The 22,253-nt window shown below is 71.0% G+C and carries 23 protein-coding genes; 11 read left to right on the top strand and 12 right to left on the bottom strand.

Annotated elements, in window-relative coordinates:
• Nucleotides 1–47: 47 nt before the first annotated feature.
• The gene (katG, locus tag ABZ923_RS23360) at nt 48–2,240 is read right to left on the bottom strand and encodes a catalase/peroxidase HPI (protein WP_361474975.1); all 2,193 of its coding nucleotides are present in this window, start codon (nt 2,238–2,240) and stop codon (nt 48–50) included.
• 320 nt (nt 2,241–2,560) lie between these two features.
• Here katG and ABZ923_RS23355 point away from each other — a divergent pair, with 320 nt between their 5' ends.
• The 4 genes from ABZ923_RS23355 to ABZ923_RS23340 are packed head-to-tail and all read left to right on the top strand — an operon-like array spanning nt 2,561 to nt 5,461.
• A complete protein-coding gene (locus ABZ923_RS23355) occupies nt 2,561–2,932 on the top strand; it encodes a hypothetical protein (protein WP_361474973.1) in 372 nt (123 codons plus the stop codon).
• Nucleotides 2,933–2,943: 11 nt separating this feature from the next.
• Nucleotides 2,944–4,527 (top strand): peptidoglycan-binding protein, encoded by a 1,584-nt coding sequence (locus ABZ923_RS23350; protein ID WP_361474971.1) that lies wholly within the window; start codon nt 2,944–2,946, stop codon nt 4,525–4,527.
• Nucleotides 4,499–5,014 (top strand): protease inhibitor I42 family protein, encoded by a 516-nt coding sequence (locus ABZ923_RS23345; protein ID WP_361474969.1) that lies wholly within the window; start codon nt 4,499–4,501, stop codon nt 5,012–5,014. The genes ABZ923_RS23350 and ABZ923_RS23345 overlap by 29 nt, the downstream gene beginning before the upstream one ends.
• A gap of 24 nt (nt 5,015–5,038) precedes the next feature.
• On the top strand, nt 5,039–5,461 hold the full coding sequence (locus tag ABZ923_RS23340) for a hypothetical protein (protein WP_361474967.1): 423 nt from the start codon (nt 5,039–5,041) through the stop codon (nt 5,459–5,461).
• Nucleotides 5,462–5,611: 150 nt separating this feature from the next.
• Here the strand turns inward: ABZ923_RS23340 and ABZ923_RS23335 are convergent, their stop codons facing one another.
• Entirely contained in the window at nt 5,612–6,688 is a 1,077-nt protein-coding gene (locus tag ABZ923_RS23335) for an alkene reductase (protein WP_361474965.1), read from the bottom strand.
• Nucleotides 6,689–6,823: 135 nt separating this feature from the next.
• Here ABZ923_RS23335 and ABZ923_RS23330 point away from each other — a divergent pair, with 135 nt between their 5' ends.
• From ABZ923_RS23330 to ABZ923_RS23305, 6 genes are all read left to right on the top strand, one after another.
• Nucleotides 6,824–7,201: a MerR family transcriptional regulator gene (locus ABZ923_RS23330; RefSeq protein WP_361474963.1), complete on the top strand. Its 378-nt coding sequence runs from the start codon at nt 6,824–6,826 to the stop codon at nt 7,199–7,201.
• Between the two features lie 203 nt (nt 7,202–7,404).
• Nucleotides 7,405–8,175 carry an SDR family oxidoreductase gene (locus ABZ923_RS23325; RefSeq protein WP_361474961.1) on the top strand — a complete coding sequence of 257 codons (771 nt, stop codon included), beginning with the start codon at nt 7,405–7,407 and terminating at the stop codon, nt 8,173–8,175.
• 53 nt (nt 8,176–8,228) lie between these two features.
• The gene (locus ABZ923_RS23320; protein ID WP_361474959.1) at nt 8,229–10,025 is read left to right on the top strand and encodes an acyl-CoA dehydrogenase; all 1,797 of its coding nucleotides are present in this window, start codon (nt 8,229–8,231) and stop codon (nt 10,023–10,025) included.
• A gap of 881 nt (nt 10,026–10,906) precedes the next feature.
• The gene (locus ABZ923_RS23315) at nt 10,907–11,311 is read left to right on the top strand and encodes a nuclear transport factor 2 family protein (RefSeq protein ID WP_361474957.1); all 405 of its coding nucleotides are present in this window, start codon (nt 10,907–10,909) and stop codon (nt 11,309–11,311) included.
• A 70-nt stretch (nt 11,312–11,381) separates the two neighbouring features.
• Entirely contained in the window at nt 11,382–12,278 is an 897-nt protein-coding gene (locus tag ABZ923_RS23310) for an alpha/beta hydrolase (protein WP_361474955.1), read from the top strand.
• Nucleotides 12,275–13,111, top strand: a complete 837-nt coding sequence (locus ABZ923_RS23305) for an NAD(P)H-binding protein (RefSeq protein WP_361474953.1) — start codon at nt 12,275–12,277, stop codon at nt 13,109–13,111. Before ABZ923_RS23310 ends, ABZ923_RS23305 begins: the two co-directional genes overlap by 4 nt.
• Here the strand turns inward: ABZ923_RS23305 and ABZ923_RS23300 are convergent.
• Entirely contained in the window at nt 13,089–13,253 is a 165-nt protein-coding gene (locus ABZ923_RS23300) for a hypothetical protein (RefSeq protein ID WP_361474951.1), read from the bottom strand. The genes ABZ923_RS23305 and ABZ923_RS23300 overlap by 23 nt on opposite strands.
• A 232-nt stretch (nt 13,254–13,485) precedes the next feature.
• Between ABZ923_RS23300 and ABZ923_RS23295 the strand changes: the two genes are divergently transcribed.
• Nucleotides 13,486–13,680 (top strand): hypothetical protein, encoded by a 195-nt coding sequence (locus tag ABZ923_RS23295; RefSeq protein ID WP_361474949.1) that lies wholly within the window; start codon nt 13,486–13,488, stop codon nt 13,678–13,680.
• Nucleotides 13,681–13,743: 63 nt separating this feature from the next.
• Here the strand turns inward: ABZ923_RS23295 and ABZ923_RS23290 are convergent, their stop codons facing one another.
• The 9 genes from ABZ923_RS23290 to ABZ923_RS23250 form a co-directional block, all read right to left on the bottom strand.
• Entirely contained in the window at nt 13,744–13,872 is a 129-nt protein-coding gene (locus ABZ923_RS23290; protein ID WP_361474947.1) for a hypothetical protein, read from the bottom strand.
• Nucleotides 13,873–13,969: 97 nt separating this feature from the next.
• Nucleotides 13,970–14,839, bottom strand: coding sequence for an oxidoreductase (locus ABZ923_RS23285; RefSeq protein ID WP_361474945.1), 870 nt, complete (start codon nt 14,837–14,839; stop codon nt 13,970–13,972).
• A 98-nt stretch (nt 14,840–14,937) separates the two neighbouring features.
• A complete protein-coding gene (locus ABZ923_RS23280) occupies nt 14,938–15,966 on the bottom strand; it encodes a helix-turn-helix domain-containing protein (RefSeq protein ID WP_361474943.1) in 1,029 nt (342 codons plus the stop codon).
• A 638-nt stretch (nt 15,967–16,604) separates the two neighbouring features.
• On the bottom strand, nt 16,605–17,126 hold the full coding sequence (locus ABZ923_RS23275) for a hypothetical protein (protein WP_361474941.1): 522 nt from the start codon (nt 17,124–17,126) through the stop codon (nt 16,605–16,607).
• Complete coding sequence (locus ABZ923_RS23270; protein ID WP_361474939.1) at nt 17,123–19,066, bottom strand: putative baseplate assembly protein; 1,944 nt, start codon at nt 19,064–19,066, stop codon at nt 17,123–17,125. Before ABZ923_RS23270 ends, ABZ923_RS23275 begins: the two co-directional genes overlap by 4 nt.
• Entirely contained in the window at nt 19,063–19,461 is a 399-nt protein-coding gene (locus tag ABZ923_RS23265) for a GPW/gp25 family protein (protein ID WP_361474937.1), read from the bottom strand. Before ABZ923_RS23265 ends, ABZ923_RS23270 begins: the two co-directional genes overlap by 4 nt.
• Nucleotides 19,458–19,859 (bottom strand): PAAR domain-containing protein, encoded by a 402-nt coding sequence (locus ABZ923_RS23260; protein WP_361474935.1) that lies wholly within the window; start codon nt 19,857–19,859, stop codon nt 19,458–19,460. The genes ABZ923_RS23265 and ABZ923_RS23260 overlap by 4 nt, the downstream gene beginning before the upstream one ends.
• A 57-nt stretch (nt 19,860–19,916) precedes the next feature.
• Nucleotides 19,917–21,542 carry a VgrG-related protein gene (locus ABZ923_RS23255; protein WP_361474933.1) on the bottom strand — a complete coding sequence of 542 codons (1,626 nt, stop codon included), beginning with the start codon at nt 21,540–21,542 and terminating at the stop codon, nt 19,917–19,919.
• A gap of 22 nt (nt 21,543–21,564) precedes the next feature.
• Nucleotides 21,565–22,248: a LysM peptidoglycan-binding domain-containing protein gene (locus ABZ923_RS23250; protein ID WP_361474931.1), complete on the bottom strand. Its 684-nt coding sequence runs from the start codon at nt 22,246–22,248 to the stop codon at nt 21,565–21,567.
• Nucleotides 22,249–22,253 lie beyond the last annotated feature (5 nt).

Genomic DNA, 22,253 nt, shown 5'->3' with positions numbered 1-22,253 from the left:
CCCGCCGCGTCCCGGCCGACCGGGGAGGGCCGGCCGGGACGCCGCGCTCAGACGAGGTCGAAGCGGTCGAGGTTCATCACCTTGTCCCACGCCGCCACGAAGTCGCGTACGAACTTCTCTCCCGCGTCCTGGCACGCGTAGACCTCCGAGACGGCCCGGAGCTGGGAGTGCGCACCGAAGACCAGGTCGACGGCGGTGGCGGTCCACTTGACCTCGCCGGTGGCGCGATCCCGGCCTTCGAACACGTTCTCGTCCGTGACCGACGTCTTCCACTCCGTGCCCATGTCGAGCAGGTTGCGGAAGAAGTCGTTGGTCAGGACGCCCGGCCGGTCGGTGAGGACACCGTGCGCAGACCCCCGGAAGCCGGTGTTCAACGCCCGCATGCCGCCCACCAGCACCGTCATCTCCGGAGCGGTCAGCGTCAGCAGGTTGGCGCGGTCCAGCATGAGGGTCTCCGGCGACAGCTTCTCGCCCGCCGGAAGGTAGTTGCGGAAGGCGTCCGCCTTGGGCTCCAGCACGGCGAACGACGCCGCGTCGGTCTGCTCCTGCGAGGCGTCCGTACGCCCCGGTGCGAACGGCACCGTGATGTCGTACCCCGCGTTCCTCGCGGCCTGCTCGACGGCCGCGCACCCGCCGAGGACGATCAGGTCGGCGAGGGAGATCCGGGTGCCGTCGGTCCGGGAGTCGTCGAAGTCCCGCTGGATCCGCTCGAGGGTGCGCAGCGTCTCGGTCACCTCGGGGACGTCGTTGAGCTCCCAGTCCTTCTGCGGCGCGAGCCGGATGCGGGCCCCGTTCGCCCCGCCGCGCTTGTCGGTGCCGCGGAAGCTCGCCGCCGACGCCCAGGCGGTGGTGACCAGCTGGGGGACGGACAGACCCGAGGCGAGGATCCTCTCCTTGAGGGCGGCGATGTCCTCGTCCCCGACCAGTTCGTGGTCGACGTCGGGAACGGGGTCCTGCCACAGCTGCGGCTCGGGGATCCACGGGCCGAGGTACCGCGAGAGCGGTCCCATGTCGCGGTGCAGCAGTTTGTACCACGCCTTGGCGAAGGCCACCGCCAGCTCGTCGGGGTTCTCGTGGAACCTCTTCGTGATCGGGCCGTAGACCGGGTCCACCTTCAGCGCGAGGTCCGTCGTCAGCATCATGGGGGCGTGCCGCTTCGACGGGTCGTGGGCGTCGCGCACGGTGTCCCGGGCCGCGGGATCGGTGGGGGTCCACTGGTGGGCGCCGGCGGGACTGCGCGTCAGCTCCCACTCGTACCCGTAGAGATTGTCCAGGTACCCGTTGTCCCACGTGATCGGCTCGGTGGTCCACGCGCCCTCCAGGCCGCTGGTGAGCGCGTGGGGGCCCGTGCCGGTGCCGTAGGTGTTCCGCCAGCCGAGGCCCTGCTGCTCGATGGGGGCGGCCTCGGGCTCCGGACCGATGTAAGTGGGCTCGACCGCGCCGTGGCACTTGCCGAAGGTGTGGCCGCCGACAATGAGTGCGACCGTCTCCTCGTCGTTCATCGCCATGCGCCCGAACGTCTCCCGGATGTCCTGCGCGGCGGCCATCGGGTCCGGGTTTCCGTTGGGCCCTTCCGGATTGACGTAGATCAGTCCCATCTGTACGGCGGCGAAGGGACCGGTGAGTTTCCTGTCGCCGCTGTAACGCTCATCTCCGAGCCATGTGTCCTCAGGCCCCCAGAAGATCTCCTCGGGTTCCCAGATGTCCTCCCGACCGAAACCGAACCCGTACGTCTTGAATCCCATGGATTCCATGGCACAGTTTCCGGCGAAGACCAGGAGATCGGCCCAGGAGATTTTCCGGCCGTACTTCTGTTTGACCGGCCACAGCAGACGGCGCGCCTTGTCCAGGCTCGCGTTGTCCGGCCAGCTGTTGAGGGGCGCGAAACGCTGTGCGCCACTGCCGCCACCGCCGCGGCCGTCCGCGATGCGGTACGTTCCCGCGGCATGCCAGCTCATCCGGATGAAGAGCGGCCCGTAGTGACCGTAATCGGCGGGCCACCAGTCCTGGGATGCCGTCATCACCTCGAAGACGTCGTGCTTCAGCGCCTCGACGTCGAGCGTGGCGAACTCTTTCGCGTAGTCGAAGTCCTCGCCCATCGGGTTGGCCCGGGGCGAGTGCTGGTGGAGAACCTGGAGGTCCAGTTGGTTCGGCCACCAGTCCCGGTTCGTCCTGGGCCGCCGAGGGGGTGTGGGCGTCGGTGAAGGGATTGCTGGATTCTCGCTCTCGCTGCCGGACATGCCCGTCCTTCTTCCTGTCTCGGTGATCTGTGCCGCGTCCGTATGGTCGCGCACAGCAGGCCACACCTCTATGAAACACGCAGAGCAATCCGCGTGACAGACGTGCGGGAAAGGAGCGGCCTTTCTCCGGACGTGCCGGATTACCGGCGCGAACCGAATGGAATTCGCTGACCCGTGACGCGTGGGCGTATCCGGCTGGACGTGTCGTCGGGGGGGTGCTGTGGAGGAGGTGTGTGGGGCGGACGGCGCGTGATCCTCCGTGTACACGGTGCGTGTTAGCCTGCCCGCGATCACGATCGAACGCATGCGGGGGAGGCACGGTGGGCTCGGACGGCTACCAGGTCAGGGCGGGTATGACCGGCCAGGCCCAGCAGCTCGACGCTGCCGGCACCGACATGGACGCCGTCGGCTCGGCCGTCAGGTCCCGCACGAGCTACTCGTACGGCGAGGCCGGCGGCGATGACGCCGCCTCGGCGCTGAACGCGTTCGTCAAGGCCTGGGAGGCGGAGGCCAGGACACTGGCGTCGGCGTTGCACGAGCTCGGCAGCAAGGTGCAGTTGGCCAAGAAGACCTACCACGGCACCGACGGCCTGGTGAAGACGCACGCGGACGGCGTCCGCGTCGGCGGCACGAGCAGCCTCACCGGCACCTCGACGCAGGCCGGGCGCCCCTCGGCCCTGTCGGGCTACTGAGGAACGGTCCGGTGTCGTTCTTCTCCTCTCCTCTCGACTCCCCGTCCTTCCGCCTCGCCTGGCTCGCCGGGCTGTCCAAGAAGATGCTCGCCGCCGGGAGCAAGAACGAGCTCCTCGACCTGATCGACGACGCCCTCTCGGTGCCCGAACCGGGTGGCGACCCGGGCCTGCTGGAGGGCCTGGCAAGCCTCTACCGCGGCCAGGTCGACCACGTCGGCAGCGTCTTCGACCAGGTCGACCGGGTGGGCCGCAAGGGTCTCCCGGAGGTGTGGGTCGGCGACACGAGCGTCCTCGCCTCCGACGTGGTGAACGCCGCCGGACGGTCCGTGAACCAGATGAGCGAGGCGTTCCAGGGCTGCGCGACCGTGCTGCTGACACTGGCCGACGCGATCGCTGCCGCGCAGGGCAAGGACGAGCAGGGCCGCGGACAGCTGCTGGAGCAGAAGAGGACGCTCGGCGGCAGGGACGGCTTCTTCGACGACCTGCACGAGAACGACGAGGAGGAGTGGGACCGCAAGAACGCCGCCCACTTCGGCTCCTCCGCCGTCGACCTGATGCACGCCGCCGTCTCCGACGCGCAGGAGGCCACCCGCGTCGCGGCCCGGGACCTGAACAAGTGGGCCGCCGAGGCGCGGGCCGGCAAGATGGAGACCAGCGAACTCACCGCCGTCGACAAGCTGATGCTCGCCGACACCGGCGTCGCGGGCGCCGACGCCGAGCTGAACGAGATCCTCACGGCCGGCGACCTGACGCGCGCGTCGGCACGGATGGACCTGCTGAGCCTCGACGACGAGACGGCCATGGAGCGGATGCTCGCGACGTCGGACAGCCCGCAGGAGCGGGCCTACCTGATGAAGGCCCTGGCCGCCGGCCACAGCGTCGCCGAGATCGAGACGTTCCAGCACAAGATCCACGGCAAGGACCCCGCCTGGCTGCGCCGGCACCTCACTCCGGTGGTCACCGCCGCGGACAGCATGAAGGACGAGGGTCTCGCGCCGAACGGCTCGAACAACAACAAGGACTACGCCGAGTTCGACGGCCAGCTGTGGATCCAGGGCGGCGACGGCTCCGAGGGCACGTGCGTGGCCTCGTCCACCGTCACCTCCCGCGCCATGGTCGACCCCCTCTACGCGCTCGATCTCACCGGCGGCCCCGACGGGCAGCAGGACGACCCCGAGGCCTTCAAGCAGCGCCTGGTGGCCGAACAGCACCGACTGCACACCGAAGGCGACGGCGGCAAGAACTGGGGCGGCATGGGGCCCGAGGGCCAGGAACGGATCAACGACACCCTCGTCGGCAGCGCCACCGGCACCGACTACGAGCGCCAGGACCTGAACAGCGCCGCCGACCGCAGGGCGGTCCTCACCGAAGTCGAGAAGTCGGTGGCGCAGGGGCGGCCGGTACCGGTCGACGTCTCGGGCGAGGAGGGCGCCCACGCCATGACCATCATCGCCCAGGAGGGTGACATGCTTCAGGTCTACAACCCCTGGGGCTCGACCACCTGGGTCAGCGAGGACGACTTCATCAACGGCCACATGGGCAAGGCTTCCGAGAGTGATCTCCCCAATGCGTACAGCGTCTATCTTCCGCGGTAGCAGGGGCGGTGCCGCGGTCGCGGCGGTCGCGCTCCTCGCTCTCGCCACGGGCTGCGGCTCGGGCACCGACGAACCGGCCGGCGGCTCCCCGAGCACCGTGAGCCACCCGGTGAAGGACACCAGCATCGATTCCAGGCCGGGCGAGCGATTCACCCTCACCGTCGACCAGAACGTCTCCACCCGCGAGTACTGGTACCTGGTCGACCCCAAGCCCGACAGCTCGGTGCTGGTCAGCCGCGGCCAGAAGTACGCGTCGGACTCCGGCGACGAGCCGGTGCCCGGCGCCGGCGGCCGGCTCACCTTCACCTTCGAGGCCAAGGGCAAGGGGACCACCCGGTTCACGCTGCTGCACTGCACGTTCACCACCTGCCAGGGCAACACCTCCGGCCGGCCCCCCGCGACGACCGGACCCTCCGCCACCCCGAGCGCGGGGGCCGGCCCCTCCCAGGCCCCCGAGCGCATCACCTACACCGTCACCGTCGACTGAGCGACGAGACACCCGAGGCCCCGTATGAACGACGACGCCCCCCGCCCGCCGGACCGCACGGACGACGAGCTGGCCCGGCTCGACATCACCGTCCTGCTGCGTCACGGCCTCGTCGCCGAGCCCGGCCCCCGGCGCACCGCCCTGTTCGGCGACGGCGCCGCGGCCGCGGCCGTCCTCCTGGACCGCCTCGGCACCGAGCCGCGCTCGGTCGCCTTCCTCGCCGACACCGTGCGCGCCGGCGGACTCGCCCGCGCCGCGGAGCTGCCCGAGCCCCTGCCCCGCCGGGAGGCCGCCGTCCTCGTACGGGAGTGGCTGCGGGCCGGCACCGAACTCGCGGGCGGGATCACCGCCGACGACACTGCGGCCGCCTGGCTGCGCGCCGTCGCGACCGTCATCGAACTGAAGCAGCTGGCCCGGGCGCGGGGCCGGAGCACCCGGAGTGGGTGAGGAGGACGCCGAGGACCACGGCCGGCCGGGCTCGGTGCCGTCCTTACCCTCAGAGAGGTCCGAGAACCAACTACCTGTGGTGCGGCAGCTGGCACGCCTACTCGTCGTCCTCCCACGGGGCCGGGCGCCTGGGGCCGGCCTACATCGGTGTCAGGCCGTGTACTGGTACGCCGGGTAGGTCAAGTACCCCGCGTCGCCGCCCTGGTAGTACGTGGCCTCGTCGACGGGAGCGAGCGGCACTCCGGTGCGCAGCCGCTCGACCAGGTCGGGGTTGGAGATGAAGGCGCGACCGAAACTGATGAGTTCGGCCCCCAGGCCGAGCCAGTGCTCGGCCTCGTTGCGGCCGGTGTGCTTCGGTCCCATCGGGAGCACCGGGTTCATGATCAGGGTGCCCGGCCATGCGCGGCGCAGGCCGGCCAGCACCTCCTCCTCGGCGGTTGCTTCGAGGTGAATGTAGGCCGGCCCCAGACGGGACAGTTCGGTCAGCAGCGCGGTGTACAGCTCGGGGACGTCGGTCTCCTCGACTCCCCAGAAGGTCACGCCCGGGGACAGGCGGATCCCGGTCCTGGCCGCGCCCACGGCCTCGACGGTCGCGGACACCGCCTCGACGGCGAAGCGGATGCGGTTGCGCACCGAGCCTCCGTAGCGGTCGGTGCGCAGGTTGGCGTTGGACGAGAGGAACTGCGAGATGAGGTAGCCGTTGGCGCCGTGCAGCTCCACGCCGTCGAAGCCGGCGTCGATGGCGCGGCGGGCGGCCTGAGCGTACGACTCGGCCTGCTCGGTCACCTCGGCGGTGTCCAGAGCGCGCGGGACCGGCGCCGGCTGGAGCCCGGTCGGGGTGAACAGCTTCCACCCCTCGGCCGCGACGGCCGAGGGACCGACCGGCTGCATCCCGGTGGTGTCGGGGTGCGAGACCCGTCCGCCGTGCATGATCTGGGCGAAGATCCGTCCGCCGTTGGCATGCACGGCATCGGTGACCGGGCGCCACGCGGAGACCTGCTCGTCGGTGTGCAGTCCCGGCGTGCCGGGGTTGGACTGCCCGACCACGTTCGGCTGCACCCCTTCGCTCACGATCAGTCCGGCCGTGGCCCGCTGGGCGTAGTAGGTCGCCATCGACGGCGTCGCCAGACCGCCGGCGGCGGCACGGACCCGTGACATCGGGGCCATCACCACCCGGTTGGGCAGCGTCAGGTCCCCCAGCTGGTACGGCGTGAACAGCGTCGTCATGTCATGGCTCCTTCGAGCATCGGCATCGGCATCGGCATCGGCATCGGACAACCGGTCGCGGCGGCTACGCTAAAACCTGACACTGACGTCAGAGGCAAGGGTTGTGGCTCAGCCCACAGCACCGAGGGAGACGGCATGCGCATCGGGGAGCTGGCATCACGGGCCGGAGTCAGCGTCCGGTCCCTGCGCTACTACGAGGAGCAGGGGCTGCTCACCAGCACCCGCAGTGCCAGCGGGCAGCGGCACTACACGGACCACGACGTCGATCGGGTCGTGCTCATCCAGCAGCTGTTCGCCGCCGGGCTGTCCAGCCGTACCATCGCCGAACTGCTGCCGTGCGTCGACTCTCCGAGCGAGGAGAACTCCGACGCCGCGCTGGAGCGGATGGCGCAGGAGCACGACCGGCTGTCCGAGCGCATCGCCGACCTCGTACGCACCCGGGATGCCCTCGCCGGGCTGATGACCACGGCGCGGGCGCATCAGGAGCGCCTGCGGTCGGCGGTCGCCGACTGACGTCCGCCGCACGGCGGCGAAGTCCCCGGTACCGCGCATGAGGTGAAGGCCTTCGCGAGGGTCGCACGCGGCGCGGCCGGGTCTTCCGGAAGGGTTCCGCGGGGGCAGGGCTTGGAAATTGTCTAAGCGACTGCTTAGTATCTGGCCTGGAGGCGGCAACAGCCCGCCCTGCCCGTGCCGCCCCTCCCCTTGAGGAGTCCACCGTGACCTCGCTGTTCTCCCTCTCCGGCAAGACCGCTCTCGTGACCGGCGGTTCCCGCGGCATCGGCCTGATGATCGCCCGGGGCCTGGTCGACGCGGGTGCCAAGGTCTACGTCAGCTCCCGCAAGGCGGAAGCCTGCGAGGAGGCCGTGCGCGAGCTCTCCGGGCCCGGCCAGGCGGTCGCGCTGCCCGCCGACCTGTCGCGCGAGGAGGAGTGCCACCGACTCGCCGCGGACCTCGGCGAGCGGGAGGAGCGGCTGCACATCCTGGTGAACAACGCCGGCGCCACCTGGGGCGCACCCCTGGACGAGTTCCCGGTCAGCGGCTGGGACAAGGTGATGGACCTCAACCTGCGCAGCCCCTTCCTGCTCACCCAGGCCCTCCTGCCGAAGCTGCGCGCCGGCGGGTCGATGGAGGACCCCGCGCGGATCATCAACGTCGGATCCATCGACGGCCTGCACGTCAGCCCGGTCTCGGCCTACTCCTACGCGGCCAGCAAGGCGGGCCTGCACCACCTGACCCGCGTGCTGGCCAAGGAGCTCGGGCCGCAGGGCATCACGGTGAACGCCATCGCGCCCGGACCCTTCGAGTCGAAGATGATGGCCGCGACCCTGGACTCCATGGGCGAGGCGATCGCGGAGGCGGCTCCGCTGCGCCGGATCGGGCGACCGGACGACATGGCGGGCGTCGCCGTCTATCTGGCCAGCCGTGCGGGCGCCTACGTCACCGGCGCCGTCATCCCCGTCGACGGCGGCCTCGGCACCACGGTCTGACCGGCCGGCGACAGCTCCCCCCGCAAGGAACCCGAACCGAGAAGAAGAACACCATGGCCTCCCTCCTGCTCTCCCGCCGAGACCTCGACTTCCTGCTGCACGAGTGGCTCGACGTCCAGTCCCTGACCACGCGCCCCCGCTTCGCCGACCACTCGCGCGAGACCTTCGACGCGGTACTGGACCTCAGCGAGACGATCGCCGCCCGGCACTTCGCCCCGCACAACAAGAAGAACGACACCCAGGAGCCGCACTTCGACGGCGAGCGGGTGCACATCATCCCCGAGGTCGAGGAGGCCCTGAAGGTCTTCGCCGACGCCGGGCTGATCGGCGGGAGCATGGACCACGAGGTGGGCGGCATGCAGTTGCCCGGTGTGGTGGCCAACGCCTGCTTCGCCTGGTTCCAGGCGGCCAACGTGGCAACGACCTCCTACCCGATGCTCACCATCGGCAACGCGAACCTGCTGCTGGCCCACGGCACCCCCGAGCAGATCGACACCTACGTCCGCCCGATGGTCGAGGGCCGCTTCTCCGGGACCATGTGCCTGTCGGAACCGCAGGCCGGTTCCTCGCTGGCCGATGTGCGCACCCGCGCGGAACGGGCCGACGACGGCACCTACCGCCTCTTCGGCAACAAGATGTGGATCTCGGGTGGCGACCACCAACTGACCGAGAACATCGTCCACCTGGTCCTGGCCAGGATCCCCGGCGGCCCGCCCGGGGTGAAGGGGCTCTCGCTCTTCATCGTCCCCAAGGTCCTGGTGGGAGCCGACGGGACGCTCGGCGAGCGCAACGACGTCGCCCTGGCCGGCCTCAACCACAAGATGGGGTACCGGGGGACGACCAACACGCTGCTGAACTTCGGTGAGGGCGCCTTCCGGCCCGGCGGGGCCCCCGGCGCCGTCGGCTTCCTGGTCGGGGAGCCCCACCGCGGACTGTCCTACATGTTCCACATGATGAACGAGGCCCGCATCGGCGTCGGACTCGGTGCCACGGCGCTCGGTTACACCGGCTACCTGCACGCCCTGGACTACGCGCGCACCCGGCCCCAGGGGCGCCCGCTCGCGGCCAAGGACGCCACCACCCCCCAGATCCCGATCGTCGGGCATCCCGACGTCCGGCGCATGCTCCTCGCCCAGAAGTCGTACGTCGAAGGCGCGCTGGCTCTCATCCTGTACTGCGGGCGGCTGCTGGACGACGAGCGCACCGCCTTGACGGCCGACGAGCGGGCCCGGGCCGGACTCCTGCTGGACATGCTCACCCCGATCGCCAAGAGCTGGCCCTCCCAGTGGTGCCTGGAGGCCAACAACCTCGCCATCCAGGTCCACGGCGGCTACGGCTACACCCGTGAGTACAACGTCGAGCAGTTCTACCGGGACAACCGCCTCAACCCCATCCACGAGGGGACGCACGGCGTGCACGGCCTCGACCTGCTGGGCCGGAAGGTCGTCATGGACGGCGGCGCGGGGCTCCGCCTGCTCATCGAGACCGTCTCGGCGACGACCGCCCGCGCGGCGGCCGCGGACGACCAGGTCGCCGGTTTCGGACGACAGCTCGACGCCGCCGTCGCCCGCGTCGCCGCCGTGACGCGGCGCCTGTGGGAGGCCGGGGACGCCGAGCTGGCCCTCGCCAACGCCTCGGTCTATCTGGAGGCCGTGGGACACGTCGTGGTCGCCTGGATGTGGCTGGAGCAGATGCTGGCCGCCGCCGGACACAGCGGCACCTTCTACGAAGGCAAGCGCCGGGCGGGTCAGTACTTCTTCCGGTACGAACTCCCCAGGACGGAAGCGCAGTTCGCGCTGCTGGAAAGCCTCGACCGCACCACCCTCGACATGCCCGCGGACTGCTTCTGAGCTCACCCCGCCTGCCAGGCGAAGCGCTTGTGGCTCTGCTCGGTCCACGGCCGTGATCCGTACAGTGGGCCGGGCAGAGGCGTTCGCCGGGACAATCCGGCCTGTGAGGCGAACGTCGCCCGGCTGATCGCCATCCGGCAAGGCCCCGTGGTGCTGGGCTTTCTTCGGCGAAGCACCACCGACCGACTGACCGGTCCGCCGACCAGCCGGCTGCGCCGAGGCCGCGGGAGTGCGCGCGTTTCGGCGGACGGGTGTCGCTCGCGGCTGGGGCGAGATCAGACATCGCGGCACATGCATGACAGCCAGGGCCGAGCGCCGCGGAGGCCGGCACATCCCGCTCATCCGGTCCCGCTGCCCCGGCGCCGACAGCCGACGAAACCGCACGCCGACAACGGCTACGAGGACGACCACCTGCGCGCCGATGGTCCCTCGTTCGCCCGGCCCAGGTCGCCGGTGGGACGCCCAGCCGGCGCGTTCCAGCCTGACCCGGCGATGGGAGTGTCGGCGTCGACGCCCGCGACCGGCCTGGTCCCGCCGAGACCGTTCTGCGCCGGCTCTGCCATGGCCCGAAAGCCGACAGCGTGTCCGACGGGCAAGCATGGCCGAAATCCGATCGGGATCCGTCTCGTCCTGAGACGTGACGTCGAGAAATCGCGGACGCGACGTCAATCCGGCGCCGAACCGACACGGCATGATCGAAAGGCAGCCGCCGCCCCGGCGCGCGGCCCGCCGCACAGCCCGCTGGGACCGACACACACCACCACACCGGACCGGCAGCCCGACGGCCGTCCTCCGACGGCGGTCCGGGCCCCGGCACCCATGGCCGTGCCCGCACGCGCACCTGTACCCCCGTACCCCGACACGTAACAAGGACGCTCGTCATGGACCGACTGGACGTCATCGACATCTGTAACCGCATGGCCTGGTACGCGGACCAGCGTGCCTGGGACGCGCTGGCCGGGGTGTTCGCCGACAAGGTGACGCTCGACTACACCAGCCTCGAGGGCGGCGAACCCGTCACCCTCACCCCCGCGCAGATCGTCGGCGGCTGGCGGACCGGCCTCGGTGTGTACACCGCCACCCACCACCTGCTCGGCAACCACCTGGTCGCCGTCGACGGCGACCACGCGGTGTGCACCGCCACCTTTCAGGCCACCCACCGCAAGGCGGACGACTCCCTGTGGACGCTGGGTGGAACCTACCGGTTCGACCTGGCCCGCACCCGCGACGGATGGCGCATCACCGGCGTCGTGATGACCGCGATCTGGAGCGAGGGGGAGCGATGAGGCGCCCCCGGAGGGCCGCCGGCGCCGTTTGTCCCGATGGACCGACCACCCACGCCACACAGGAGTACGCATGACACGCAGGACCGACGTCGCCTTCACCAGCGAGGGCGTCACCCTGATCGGCACTCTCCACCTTCCCGGACACACGGACATTCCCGGACCGCTGCCCGGGATCGTGGTCGCCGGCACGTGGACCAGCATCAAGGAGCAGATGGCCGACCGGTACGCGGAACGGCTCGCCCAGCGCGGATACGCCGCGCTGTCCTTCGACTTCACCGGCTTCGGCCGGTCGGAGGGCGCGCCGCGTGATGTCGAGGACCCGGCCCGCAAGGTCCGGGACATCCACCACGCGCTCAGCTTCCTGGCCGCCCACGAGGCGGTCGACGGCGACCGGATGGGCGCACTCGGCATCTGCGCGGCTGCGATGTACATGTCGGACAGCGCCGCCGGCGACGCCCGGGTCCGCTCCCTGGCCCTTGTCGCCCCCTGGCTGCACGACGCCGCCGTCTGCGAGGACGCCTACGGCGGCGCGGAAGCCGTCGCCGAACGGGTCAAGGCCGGCCGGGAGGCCCGCGCCCACTACCAGGAGACCGGCGAGGTCGCATACGTCCCGGTGGTGTCCGCGACCGACGAACGCGCCGCCATGCCGTACGCCATCGACTTCTACCTCAACCCCGCGCGCGGCGGCATCCCCGCCTGGCCGAACCGTTTCGCCGTGATGGCGTGGGCGGACTGGCTCACGTACGACGCCATCGCCCTCGCACCCCGCATCGAGCAGCCCACCCTGCTGGTACACAGCGAGGACGCCGCGATCCCCGACGGCGCCCGCCGCTTCCACGCGGGGCTCGCCGGCCCCAAGGACATCCTGTGGACGCAGGGCACCCAGTTCGACTTCTACGACTCCGAACCCCAGGTCACCGTCGCCGTCGACACCGTGGCCGCGCACTTCGCCCGGACGCTGCGATGATCCTCGTGACGGGAGCCACCGGAAACGTCGGCGGCGAGGTCGTCCAGGCGCTCGCCCGCGCCGGAGAGCCCGTGCGCGCCCTGGTCCGCGAGCCCGCCGACGTGCCCGCGGATCAGGTGGCCGGAGACCTGAACGAGCCTGACTCGCTCGGTCCCGCCCTCGACGGTGTACGGGGCGTGTTCCTGCTTCCCGGCTACCGCGACATGCGGGGACTGCTCGCCCGGATGCGCGGTGCCGGGGTGGAACGCGTCGTCCTGCTCTCCAGCTTCGCGGCCGTCGCCACCGACACCGACAACGTCCTGTCCGAGTTCATGATCGACTCGGAGACCGCGGTCAGGGAATCGGGCCTCGCCTGGACGGTCCTGCGGCCGAACGCCTTCATGTCGAACGCGCTGCGCTGGCTGCCGCAGCTCCGGGCGGGCGATGTCGTCAGGGACGCGTTCGGCGCGGTGCCGGTCGCGTCGGTCGACCCGTACGACATCGCCGCCGTCGCCGCCCGCGCCCTGCTCGACCCCGGCCACGAGGAGCGGATCCACCCGCTCAGCGGCCCGGAACCGCTGCTGCCGGCCGAGCGGTTGGCCGTCCTGGCCGAGGTCCTCGGGCGCGACCTGCGCTTCCACGCGCTGTCGGACGAGGAGGGCCGGGCCGACATGGCCGCGGCGGGCGTGCCGGAGCCGTACATCCGGGCGTTCTTCGGTTTCTACGGCGACGGCACCCTCGACGAGTCGCGGGTCTACCCGACCGTCGAGCGGCTGACCGGCAGCCCGCCCCGCACCTTCCACCAGTGGGCGACCGCACACCGCGCGAAGTTCACGGCTGTCCGGGAGCCGTGAAGCCCTCGGTTGCCCGGTCGAGGGAGACGGCGACGGAGCTGATCCGGCCGCCCTCGTCGAGGTGCAGGATGTCCGTGCCGGTGGCGAAGGATGGGTCGTCGCCGGTGCGGATCTCCCAGGCGAGCCGCGCGCGGGGTGGCACTGGGCGCGCTCGCGCAGGCGGGACTCGGCGGTGCCGATCTGGCCGACGCTGAGCCCCGACGGGCTGGCGGGGCGCATCCGGAACCTCGCGCAGTGGCGGGCCCATCTGCTGCGCCGCGTCCGGCGCGAGCTGGAACGGACGGCGGCCGACGGACTCGCCGCGCTCTCGCCGAGTTGGGAGAGCTGCCCGCCCCGGCGGAGGGGACGACCGTGGCCGGTCCGGAGGACGGGCTGTGGTTCCACCGCGGCTGGCGAGCGAGTACGGCGAACTCCTACTGCTCTACACGACGACGGTGTCCGGCTCGCCGAGGGACGTGACGCTCGACGAGATCGCCGTCGAGACGTTCTTCCCGGCCGATCCGCGCACGGCGGAGCTGATGCGGGCGGTAACCGCCTGGCGCCCCCGTCGTCGTGGCCCGCGCGCGTGACGCACGGAGCCCCTCGCTCCGGGCGAGGGGCTCCGTCGTCGGTTTCAGCGGGCGACCGGGCGGTCAGCAGCAGGCGGGGTCAGCGAGGACCGACTGCTGCGTCTGCGGTGCCTGCGTATCGGCGGTCGCGGTCGCCATGGCGATGCCGAGGACGCTCAGGGCGATGGCCGAGGCGACGAGCATTTTCTTCATGTGCGTCTTCTCCTTCTCCGGGACGGATCGGTGTGCGGACGGTGCCTTCGAGCGTGCCGACGGCCGGTGCGTCGACCGCTGCGTACGGCCGGGGCCCTCAGGCGTCGAAGTCGGTGCTGCGGCTGACCGACTCCCAGGCCCGGGCCTCTTCCCGGGCGGCCTCCGCGTGGGCAGTGATCGCGTCGAACGCGTCGTTGCCCAGGGCGAGCCGGAGCGGGGTGCGCTCGCTGTCAAGCGCCTTCAGGATGGCGGCGGCAGCCTTCGCCGGGTCGCCTGCCTGCTTGCCGTCGCTGTCCGGCAGGCCCGTACGGACGGCACCCACGGTCTCGGCGTACTCCGGCATCTCGGCCGTCTGCCGCAGCGCGCCGCCGCCGGCGAACGAGGTGCGGAACGAGCCGGGCTCGACGATGAGCGCCTTGATGCCGAAGGGGGCGACCTCGGCGGCCAGCGCCTCCGTCAGCCCTTCCAGGGCGAACTTGGTCGCCGAGTAGGCACCGACACCCGGGAAGGACAGCCGCCCTCCCATGCTGCTCATCTGGACCACGGCACCGGACTTCCGGCCGCGCATGTACGGCAGGACGGCGCGGGTGAGGCGGGCGGGGCCGAAGAAGTGCAGCTCCATCAGGTCCCGGAGTTCCTGGTCGCTGGTCTCCTCCACGGCGCCCACCAGGCCGCGCCCCGCGTTGTTCACCAGGACGTCGATCCGGCCGAATCGCGTGACCACGTCGGCGACGGTCGCGTCGATGCCGGTGGCGTCCGTGACGTCCAGAGCCACCTGGATCAGCCGGTCGGGGTACGTCGTGGCGAGGTCGTCCAGGACCGCCGGTCGGCGGGCCGCCGCGACGACCGTGTCACCGGCGGCGAGCGCGGCCTCGGCGATGCTGCGGCCGAACCCGGAGGTGGCCCCGGTGACGAGCCACACCCTCGTGGACGCGGCCGTGGCCGACGTCGGATCTTGCGTGTTCAATCCCCCTCCTCACTTTCGCGCGCCGCTCTTGGAACGGCGCACCGCGACACTGCCCGATCTTCGGCGGGCCGTGTTGCCGTTCCGTCCACAGCGTCTTCTCACTTCGTCTCGGACCCCTTCCCCGCCTGCTCGCTCCGGCAGGCCGTGCCGCGGTAGTCGCGCGGGGAGAGCCCGTACGCGGCGCGGAAGGCCCGGGTGAAGTGGGAGGCACGGGGCATGCCCCACCGGGTGGCGAGCGCGTGGATGGGCAGGTCGCGCAGCGCGGGGTCCGCGAGGTCGGCGCGGATCCTCTCCAGCCGCTGGGTGCGGATCCAGGCGGCGACCGTCTCGCCCGGGTTCTGCTCGCCGAAGACGCGGTGCAGGTGACTCAGGGAGATGTGGTGCGCGGCGGCGACCGTGCTCGGGGTCAGCTCCGGGTCGGGCAGGTGCTGCTCGATGAAGGTCCGGATGCGCCGGCCGAGGACCTCGTACCGGGTTTCCGCCGGCAGGGCAGCCTCGGTGTCCAGGGCGTGGGCGAAGAAGGCCGAGACGAGGTCCAGCGTGACCGTGCCCAGGCGGGGCCCGTCGGCCGGCCGCAGAGCCTCGGCCTGCCGGTCCATTCCGGTGAGGAAGTCGGCCAGGAGCGCCCCGGGGCCGGGCCGCGCCGACAGCCCGTGCCCGAGCAGCCGTTCCACCTGCCGCGGCGGCAGCGGCAGCAGGTTCTTGGGCAGGTCCACGCCCACGCCGGCGACCATACCCGGCCGCCCCTCTGCCGTGGCGGCCGAGGCGTACGCATGCGATGTGCACGCCTGCCGACTGGCGTCCACGAGAACGCCGCCGGCGCCTATCGTGGCCGTCCCCCCACGCTCATGGACCAGCGTCAGTGTGCCCTCGGTCAGCAGGGACAGGTGGTAGAGCTCGGCGTCGTTCCGCCGGATCCGCCGCCGGGTCCGCCGAAACGTCGCGGGGGAGAACACCGTCCGCCACACGGTCACCGGCCCCAGCTCCATCACCCGCAACTCGGCCCGGAAGTCGGCGGCATGGGGACTGCTGGCGTCGTTGGCCCGGCTCTGGTCGATCAACTCCCGCCAGCGGTCGAACCGCTCACCGGCGGGTACGTCCTCGCTGCGGAATACGCTACCGATCACTGCTGTGCTCTCCGTCCTCCCCGATGGGCTCACGTCCTGGGGGTGTCGATCGCCGTGACGGACTCCAGGATGAGGCCGTGCTGGACGAGGAGGTTCCTCCCACAGGTGTGGCGTCCATACCCACATGTGCACCAGGTGCTCCCCTTCAGTGTCGGGCAGCCGCAGGATTGCCGGGTGTGGCGGGCACCGAGGTGGCGGGGGCCGTAGGGCACGCGACAGCAACCGCCGAACACTCACTGCCGGTCGGTTGCGCACGCCCGGTCTGTGACGTCGCTCCTCCGCCCTGGGTCAGCCGAGGAGATACACCAGCAGGATCAGGGTGGCCATCACCACGACAGGTGCCAGGACCAGCGTCAGAAGGCGCCCCGAGCCACCGCGGGACTCCGGTTCCGGTGGCACGGGCAGCGGAGCCGGGGCCGGGGCCGGCGTGCTGGCGCCGCCGGGCCAGAGCTCATGGCCGCAGATCTCGCAGCGCACCCGGGTGGTGGGGTTGCCGTGGTGGCAAGCAGGGCAACGCGGCCCGGGAACCTGCCTCTTCGGAACCGGCCGCAGTCTTCCGGTACCGGTGCCGGGGCCGCCGGACTGTCCGCTGTCCGGGCCGCCACGAGGGCGGCGCAGCGCTCCGTCGTACGAGTCGCTCATCGCGTACCACCGCCACGAATGGTCAGGGTGTAGCGGACGCCGATCGGCAGCTCGTTCTCGATGACGGCCCTGATCTGCCGTTCGGACAGCCGGCCGGCGTGGTCGAGCCTGATGCGCACCGTGGGGTCCGGCGCCGGGACGGGGTCGTCGGGACCGAAGATCCCACCCGAGTCCGACACGTCCGCCCGGCCTCCGGTCAGCGCGGCGAGCAGTGTCTCCAGCCCGACGGCCGTGCCGCGCCTGCCCAGGTTCTGGCCGACCGCGCGGATCAGCCGTCGCTGGGCGATGCGGCCTTCCTCACCGTCGGTGACGGTCAGGGCCTGGAGTTCGATGCCCAGCCAGCCGGCCAGGTAGGCGATCATCTCCGGCGACGTCAATTCGATGTCCAGTTTGTGTTCCAGGTCGTCGAGGTGCTGGACGACCGAGTCCACGGTCTCCTCACAGCCCAGGACGAACCCGGCGAGCACCTGGTCGCGGATCATTGCCTGCGGGAGCTGGGCCAGCAGCCATCCGCTCACTGGCTCACCACCACCTCGTGCCGGTCGGACATGAACAGAGCGCCCGGGGGGAGCTGCGCCTCCTGTCCGGCGTTCACCGGTGCCCGCTCACCCCACAGATCGGTCTTGAACATCTCCACGGATCCCACGCCGCTGACCCCCGGAACCGCCCTGAGAACCGCGTAGACGTCGCCGATGGACAGCCCCAGGTCGAACGGCCAGCCGCCACCGTCCGGGCCGCCGCCGACCGGGTTGATGAACCGGTACAGCTCCTCCTCCGCGGCCGACCGGAGCCAGTCCGGCTGCACCGTCGCCGCGGCACGTACCACGGCCTTGACCGAGAGGCCCTGGTAGAAAGGCGCCTTGATGCGCACCTGGGCGGTCAGCAGCCGCCGGCCCCCCAGATGACGCTTGATGTCCTCGCAGACGTCCGGCCCGGGCTCCAGCTGATCGATGTTCAGGGAGCGCGGGGAGTCGAAGACCTTGGGCACGACCAGCAACTGCACCGGCTCACCCGCCCTGTCCGGGGGCAGACAGCGGGCACGCGCCACCCCCGGCGCGCCCTCCAGGGTCAGCCGCTCGAAATCGGCCGCGGTCACGGCCCGTTGACCGCCCCGCAGCTCCAGCGGTCCGCGGAGCTTCGCGTTCTCCACGGTCTCGGCGTCGATGCCGCCGGTCGCCGGATCCGGATTGCGTACCGAGGCGACCTGAGGCACCGAGGTCAGCAGGACGGTGAGCTTGCCTGCGCCGACATTGCCCCGGCTGCCGCCGCCGTAGCGATAGCCGGTCACCGTGATCTGCGCGTTCTCCGGGGGGATCGCTCCGTACTGGCGCGTCTGACCGCTCTTGTCCGTGACCCTCGGGCCGAACCGGATCTCGCCGGTCGCCCCGGACCAGGTGAAGACCCGGTCCTCCTCGCCGGCGCCGGTGAAGTCCCTGACCTCGTACCAGGTCTGCACCGCCCCGTCCGACCGGCCGCTGATCACCTGCACCGTCTCGCCGGGCGTACGCGGCAGCACCGGCGCCCGGCGGACCACGAAGTCCTGGCCCGGACGACCGGTGCTGGTGCCGAGCAGCTCCGCCGGCGCGCTCTCGGCGTGATGGGCCTTGACGACCCCACCCCGACTGCTCACCGTCAGCGCCTGCAGCAGCGGGGAGGTCTGGTAGACCGGCTGCCCGTCGGTCCGTCTCAGCACACACCGCAGCCAGTACGCCGTCACTCCACCGACCGCGAGCTGCTCGTGCGTCACATGCAGCAACAGGCTCACCCGGCCGGTGCTGTTGAAGCCGCCGCTGGTGTCGGCCAGCACCCGCGCATCGCGCCAGGCCTCGCCGTCCCAGCTCTGCCACACCCGGGGTGGACGGTCCGGGTCGATGCCCGCGCCGTGGGCATCGGTCACCGTGACATCGAGCCGCACCAGATTGCCGGCCAGGCCCTGCCGGAAACCGAGATAGAGGGCGTCGCCCTCGGTCACTGCCGGGAACACCGTGATCTCCGCCCCGCTGCCCAGCGCGGCGGTACGGTCTTCGTCGTCGCCGCCGCCCCTGGTCCGGCAGGCGACGAGCTCCGGCGGGACGATCCGCAGATCGGCCTCGGTCATGAAGACGACCTGGTCCCCGGTCTGGTCCCGTTCGGTGCCGACACGGGTGCCCTTGCGCACCACGATCGTGTCCTTCGCCGGGCCGCTCAGCTCGAAGAGCAGATCGGTGCGGGCGGGAGCGGCCGAGGAGAGGGAGACGCCCACCAACTCCAGGAACTTCACGTAGAGCCGGTCGGGCACCTGATTGAGACGGTAGAGGATCATCTCGGTCATCCAGGCGAACAACTCGATCAGCGCCACGCCTGGGTCCGACACATTGTGGGCGGTCCAGTCGGGGCAGCGCAGGGCGATCCGCCGCTTCGCCTCGTCGACGATGTCCTGGAAGCGCCGGTCGTCGAGATGGGGCGCGGGCAGGGTCACGGCGTTTGCTCCTCACCGGGGATCACATAGAAGGGGTACACGAGATTGCGATGGTCGTTGGTGGCCCGTACCCGGTACGCGACCTCGATACGAACCGTGGAGTCGCCGTCGCTCAGGGCGGACACGTCCTCCAGGACGATGCGCGGCTCCCACTGGGCCAGCGCCTCCCGTACGCACTGCTCGATCAGGCCGAGCGTGCTGGAGTTCATCGGGGCGAAGACCTGCTCCCACATCGCACAGCCGAAATCGGGCCGCATCACCCGTTCTCCGGGTGCGGTGGCCAGGATCATGCGTACGGCCGCGTCGATCTCCTCTCCGCCGCCGACCATCCGCACCGTACCGGCGGGGGTCAGTGCGGCCGGGAACGACCAGCCGGAGCCGATGAGGTCGGTCATCCGACCACCACATCCGGTGAGCCGGCGGTGATCAGGGACGGTGGGCCCGGCAGGTCGAAGCAGCTCAGCACCTGGTCGCCGACGCGGGCCAGAGGCTTGCCGTCGACGAGCACCGTGGGGGCGCCCATCTGCACCTGACCCTGGTCGGTGGGCGGGACTACGAGGCTGGTTCCCGGCGGGATCGGCAGATGAGGAGGGTGATTCCGGGCGACGCTGCCCACGATGGCCGCCGGCTTGTCGTTGATGAGGACATCGGTGGACAGGTTCGACACCAGCGTCCCGCTGAACTGCAACGGCTGGGGGACCTGGGCCGGTGCCCCACCGGGCGTCGGCACCCACACCAGGTGCACATCGGTCCCGGTGACCGGGTCGCCCTGCCGGGCGGCGGGCTGTGGCATGCGGCGCGCCTTTCTCGTTCGTGGCGGACCCAGACCTCACCGTGGTGGGGCTGGGACCTAGTTGAGCCGGATCGGTTTACCGCTCGCCTTGAGTTCGGACTGGGCGGAGATCTCGATCTGCGGTGCGCTGAGCACCAGCGTGCGTGTCGCCGAGATCTCGATCTGCTGGGCGCTGATGGTCAGCTTCTGCTCCGCGGCGAGCGAGGACTCCGACTTCTCCAGCGTCAGCGCGCAGTCGGCGTCGCCCAGCGACAGCTCGACCGCGCTCGTCGGGTCGTCGGTGAACACCAGACGGTGGTCCTTGCGGCTGGCCAGAAGCCGCTGGGTGACCTGCCCGCCCCGGGCGGGAGCGGACTCGGGCGGGGCCTCACCTCGGTTCCACAGTCCGCCCAGGACGAAGGGACGGGTCCGGTCGCCGAACTCGAAGCCGACCAGCACCTCGTCGTCGACCTCCGGCAACCACTGCACTCCGCGCTCCCGGCCCGCGCCGGGAGCGGCCACCCGCGCCCATGCGCTCTCGTCCTCCATGGACAGGGTCGGGAATTTCACCCGAACCCGCCCCAACTGCTCCGGATCGTCATTGTTGGTGACGACTCCGACGATCAGACCCGCGCCGCCGGGCTGTCCGCCGGCTCCCGGGCCCCTCCCGCCGAGCAGATCGGCCAGCTCGGCCGCGTCCCTCGCGCCGCAGACGAACCGGCTGGTGTACGGACGGCCACTGCCGTAGTCGTGCTCGACGCTGGTCACCCGGTACTTTCCGGCCAGCCGTCTGCCCACCCGGTCCAGCGTGATCTCCGCTCCGGCGGCGATCAGCGGGTTACCGGCCGCCTCACCCTGCAGCACCACCTCCGCGCCGGAGGCGCGCAGCAGCAGCGACCGCGCGAACGCGTCGGCCTCCGCCTGACTCGACGCCGGGACATGACCTGCGCGCCGGGACACCCGACCGAAGGTCCGGCGCGCCGCCTCGGCCATCTCGGCGGCGACGGGGGCGTCGGTGCCGTGGTCGGGGTCGGTGGCACGACCGGTGACGGTGCGTTTGTCGACCGGGTCCCAGGCAGTGACGATCACCTCGTCGCAGTGTTCGGCCGAGGCACAACGCACCGTGAAATTCAGCAGGTTCTCGCCCCAGCGCAGGGTGGGAGGCGAAGTCCTGCTGGACGGACGCCGCTTGAAGTGCAGCTTTCGGTCACTCACCCACAGATCGAACCCGATACGGTCGGCCAGCCCACGCAGAAACGCGTAGTCGGTCTCCGCAGCCTGCAACACGTACTCCCGGGTGTCGTTCGTGGAGTCCACGTCGGTGTCCAGTCCGTACTCACCGGCGATACGGGTGGCGATGTCCGCATCCGACATCCGCGTGAAGCTCCTCGTCCTCGGCCCCCGTGCCAGACGGTGCGTGAGATCAAGGCCGCTCAGCACCAGTTCATGGCGGCCGGACACCCCGGGCGCCACCGAAACCGCGGTGACCTCGCCCGCCGTCACCATGACCGGGTCGCCGTCGGCGCGGAAGGCGATCTCGATACGGGTGCCCAGCCGGAAGCGGTCCTCGTCGAACAGCTCGAAGTGGGCGTCCTCGAACCGGATGGTGAAGGCGTCCGGCAGATGCACCGACTCCTCCACCCGCACCTGGGTGATCCTCCGGTACAGCGCGGCCGTGAGCGGCGCGCCGTCCACTGTGATCACGACACTGTCGAGGCTCCGCGGCTCAGGCACGGCGGCGCACCGGCTGCTCGGGGACGACGAGGGGCGTGCCCGCGGGCAGGGCCAGCGGGTCGAGGATGTCATTGGCCTCCGCGATCAGCCGCCACCGCGTGGGGTCGCGGTAGCGCGCGGCGGCGATCCGGTCCAGGGTCTCGCCCGGCCGTACGACATGGACGGAATGCAGCGTCGGCGTGGAGGACGTGGGGTTCTGCAACGGCTGAATGCCCTCGTCCTGCCACTGTTTGAGGGTCAGATCCGCCTTGGCCCGCAAGGGCTTGCCGGTGCTGGCGAAATAGGTGAATCGCACCTGGAGGCGGTCCACGACCGCCTTGAACGAGTGCAGATCCCCCCAGTGGAACTTCACCCACGGTGGCCGTCCGGACCCCCGGCTGTGGTCGGAGGCGGGCAGGTCCTCGTCGACCTTGAGCAGACCGAGCAGTTTGGAGGTGTGGAACGTGACGTCCTTCCCGTCACGGGTGGTGTCGAACATCAAGGTGAGCGCGAGTGTCGCGGACTGGCCGGCCTGGAACCGCAGCGCCGGCGCGTTGACGCCTTTGGCGTCGCCGGCCTGCCAGGAGTTGGACTTGCTGATCGTCAGCTCCGCCGGGTTGAACAGACACTCGATCTTCTCGCCGCTGCCCTCGACCTCCAGATAGGCCTTGGACGGCTGTTCGTTCATCTCGCTCATCGGCT

Origin of the sequence: Streptomyces sp. NPDC046881 (assembly GCF_040645015.1) — a bacterium.
Taxonomy (GTDB): domain Bacteria; phylum Actinomycetota; class Actinomycetes; order Streptomycetales; family Streptomycetaceae; genus Streptomyces.
This window is presented reverse-complemented; position numbering and strand designations above follow the sequence as displayed.

Bases quoted from the DNA above. Each gene is read 5' to 3' on its own strand.
- ABZ923_RS23310 (WP_361474955.1), top strand. From the start codon at position 11,382: ATGACACGCAGGACCGACGTCGCCTTCACCAGCGAGGGCGTCACCCTG.
- ABZ923_RS23345 (WP_361474969.1), top strand. From the start codon at position 4,499: ATGCGTACAGCGTCTATCTTCCGCGGTAGCAGGGGCGGTGCCGCGGTC.
- ABZ923_RS23320 (WP_361474959.1), top strand. From the start codon at position 8,229: ATGGCCTCCCTCCTGCTCTCCCGCCGAGACCTCGACTTCCTGCTGCAC.
- ABZ923_RS23260 (WP_361474935.1), bottom strand. From the start codon at position 19,859: ATGCCACAGCCCGCCGCCCGGCAGGGCGACCCGGTCACCGGGACCGAT.
- ABZ923_RS23335 (WP_361474965.1), bottom strand. From the start codon at position 6,688: ATGACGACGCTGTTCACGCCGTACCAGCTGGGGGACCTGACGCTGCCC.
- ABZ923_RS23340 (WP_361474967.1), top strand. From the start codon at position 5,039: ATGAACGACGACGCCCCCCGCCCGCCGGACCGCACGGACGACGAGCTG.
- ABZ923_RS23315 (WP_361474957.1), top strand. From the start codon at position 10,907: ATGGACCGACTGGACGTCATCGACATCTGTAACCGCATGGCCTGGTAC.
- ABZ923_RS23305 (WP_361474953.1), top strand. From the start codon at position 12,275: ATGATCCTCGTGACGGGAGCCACCGGAAACGTCGGCGGCGAGGTCGTC.
- ABZ923_RS23265 (WP_361474937.1), bottom strand. From the start codon at position 19,461: ATGACCGACCTCATCGGCTCCGGCTGGTCGTTCCCGGCCGCACTGACC.
- katG (WP_361474975.1), bottom strand. From the start codon at position 2,240: ATGTCCGGCAGCGAGAGCGAGAATCCAGCAATCCCTTCACCGACGCCC.
- ABZ923_RS23330 (WP_361474963.1), top strand. From the start codon at position 6,824: ATGCGCATCGGGGAGCTGGCATCACGGGCCGGAGTCAGCGTCCGGTCC.
- ABZ923_RS23290 (WP_361474947.1), bottom strand. From the start codon at position 13,872: ATGAAGAAAATGCTCGTCGCCTCGGCCATCGCCCTGAGCGTCCTCGGC.
- ABZ923_RS23250 (WP_361474931.1), bottom strand. From the start codon at position 22,248: ATGAGCGAGATGAACGAACAGCCGTCCAAGGCCTATCTGGAGGTCGAG.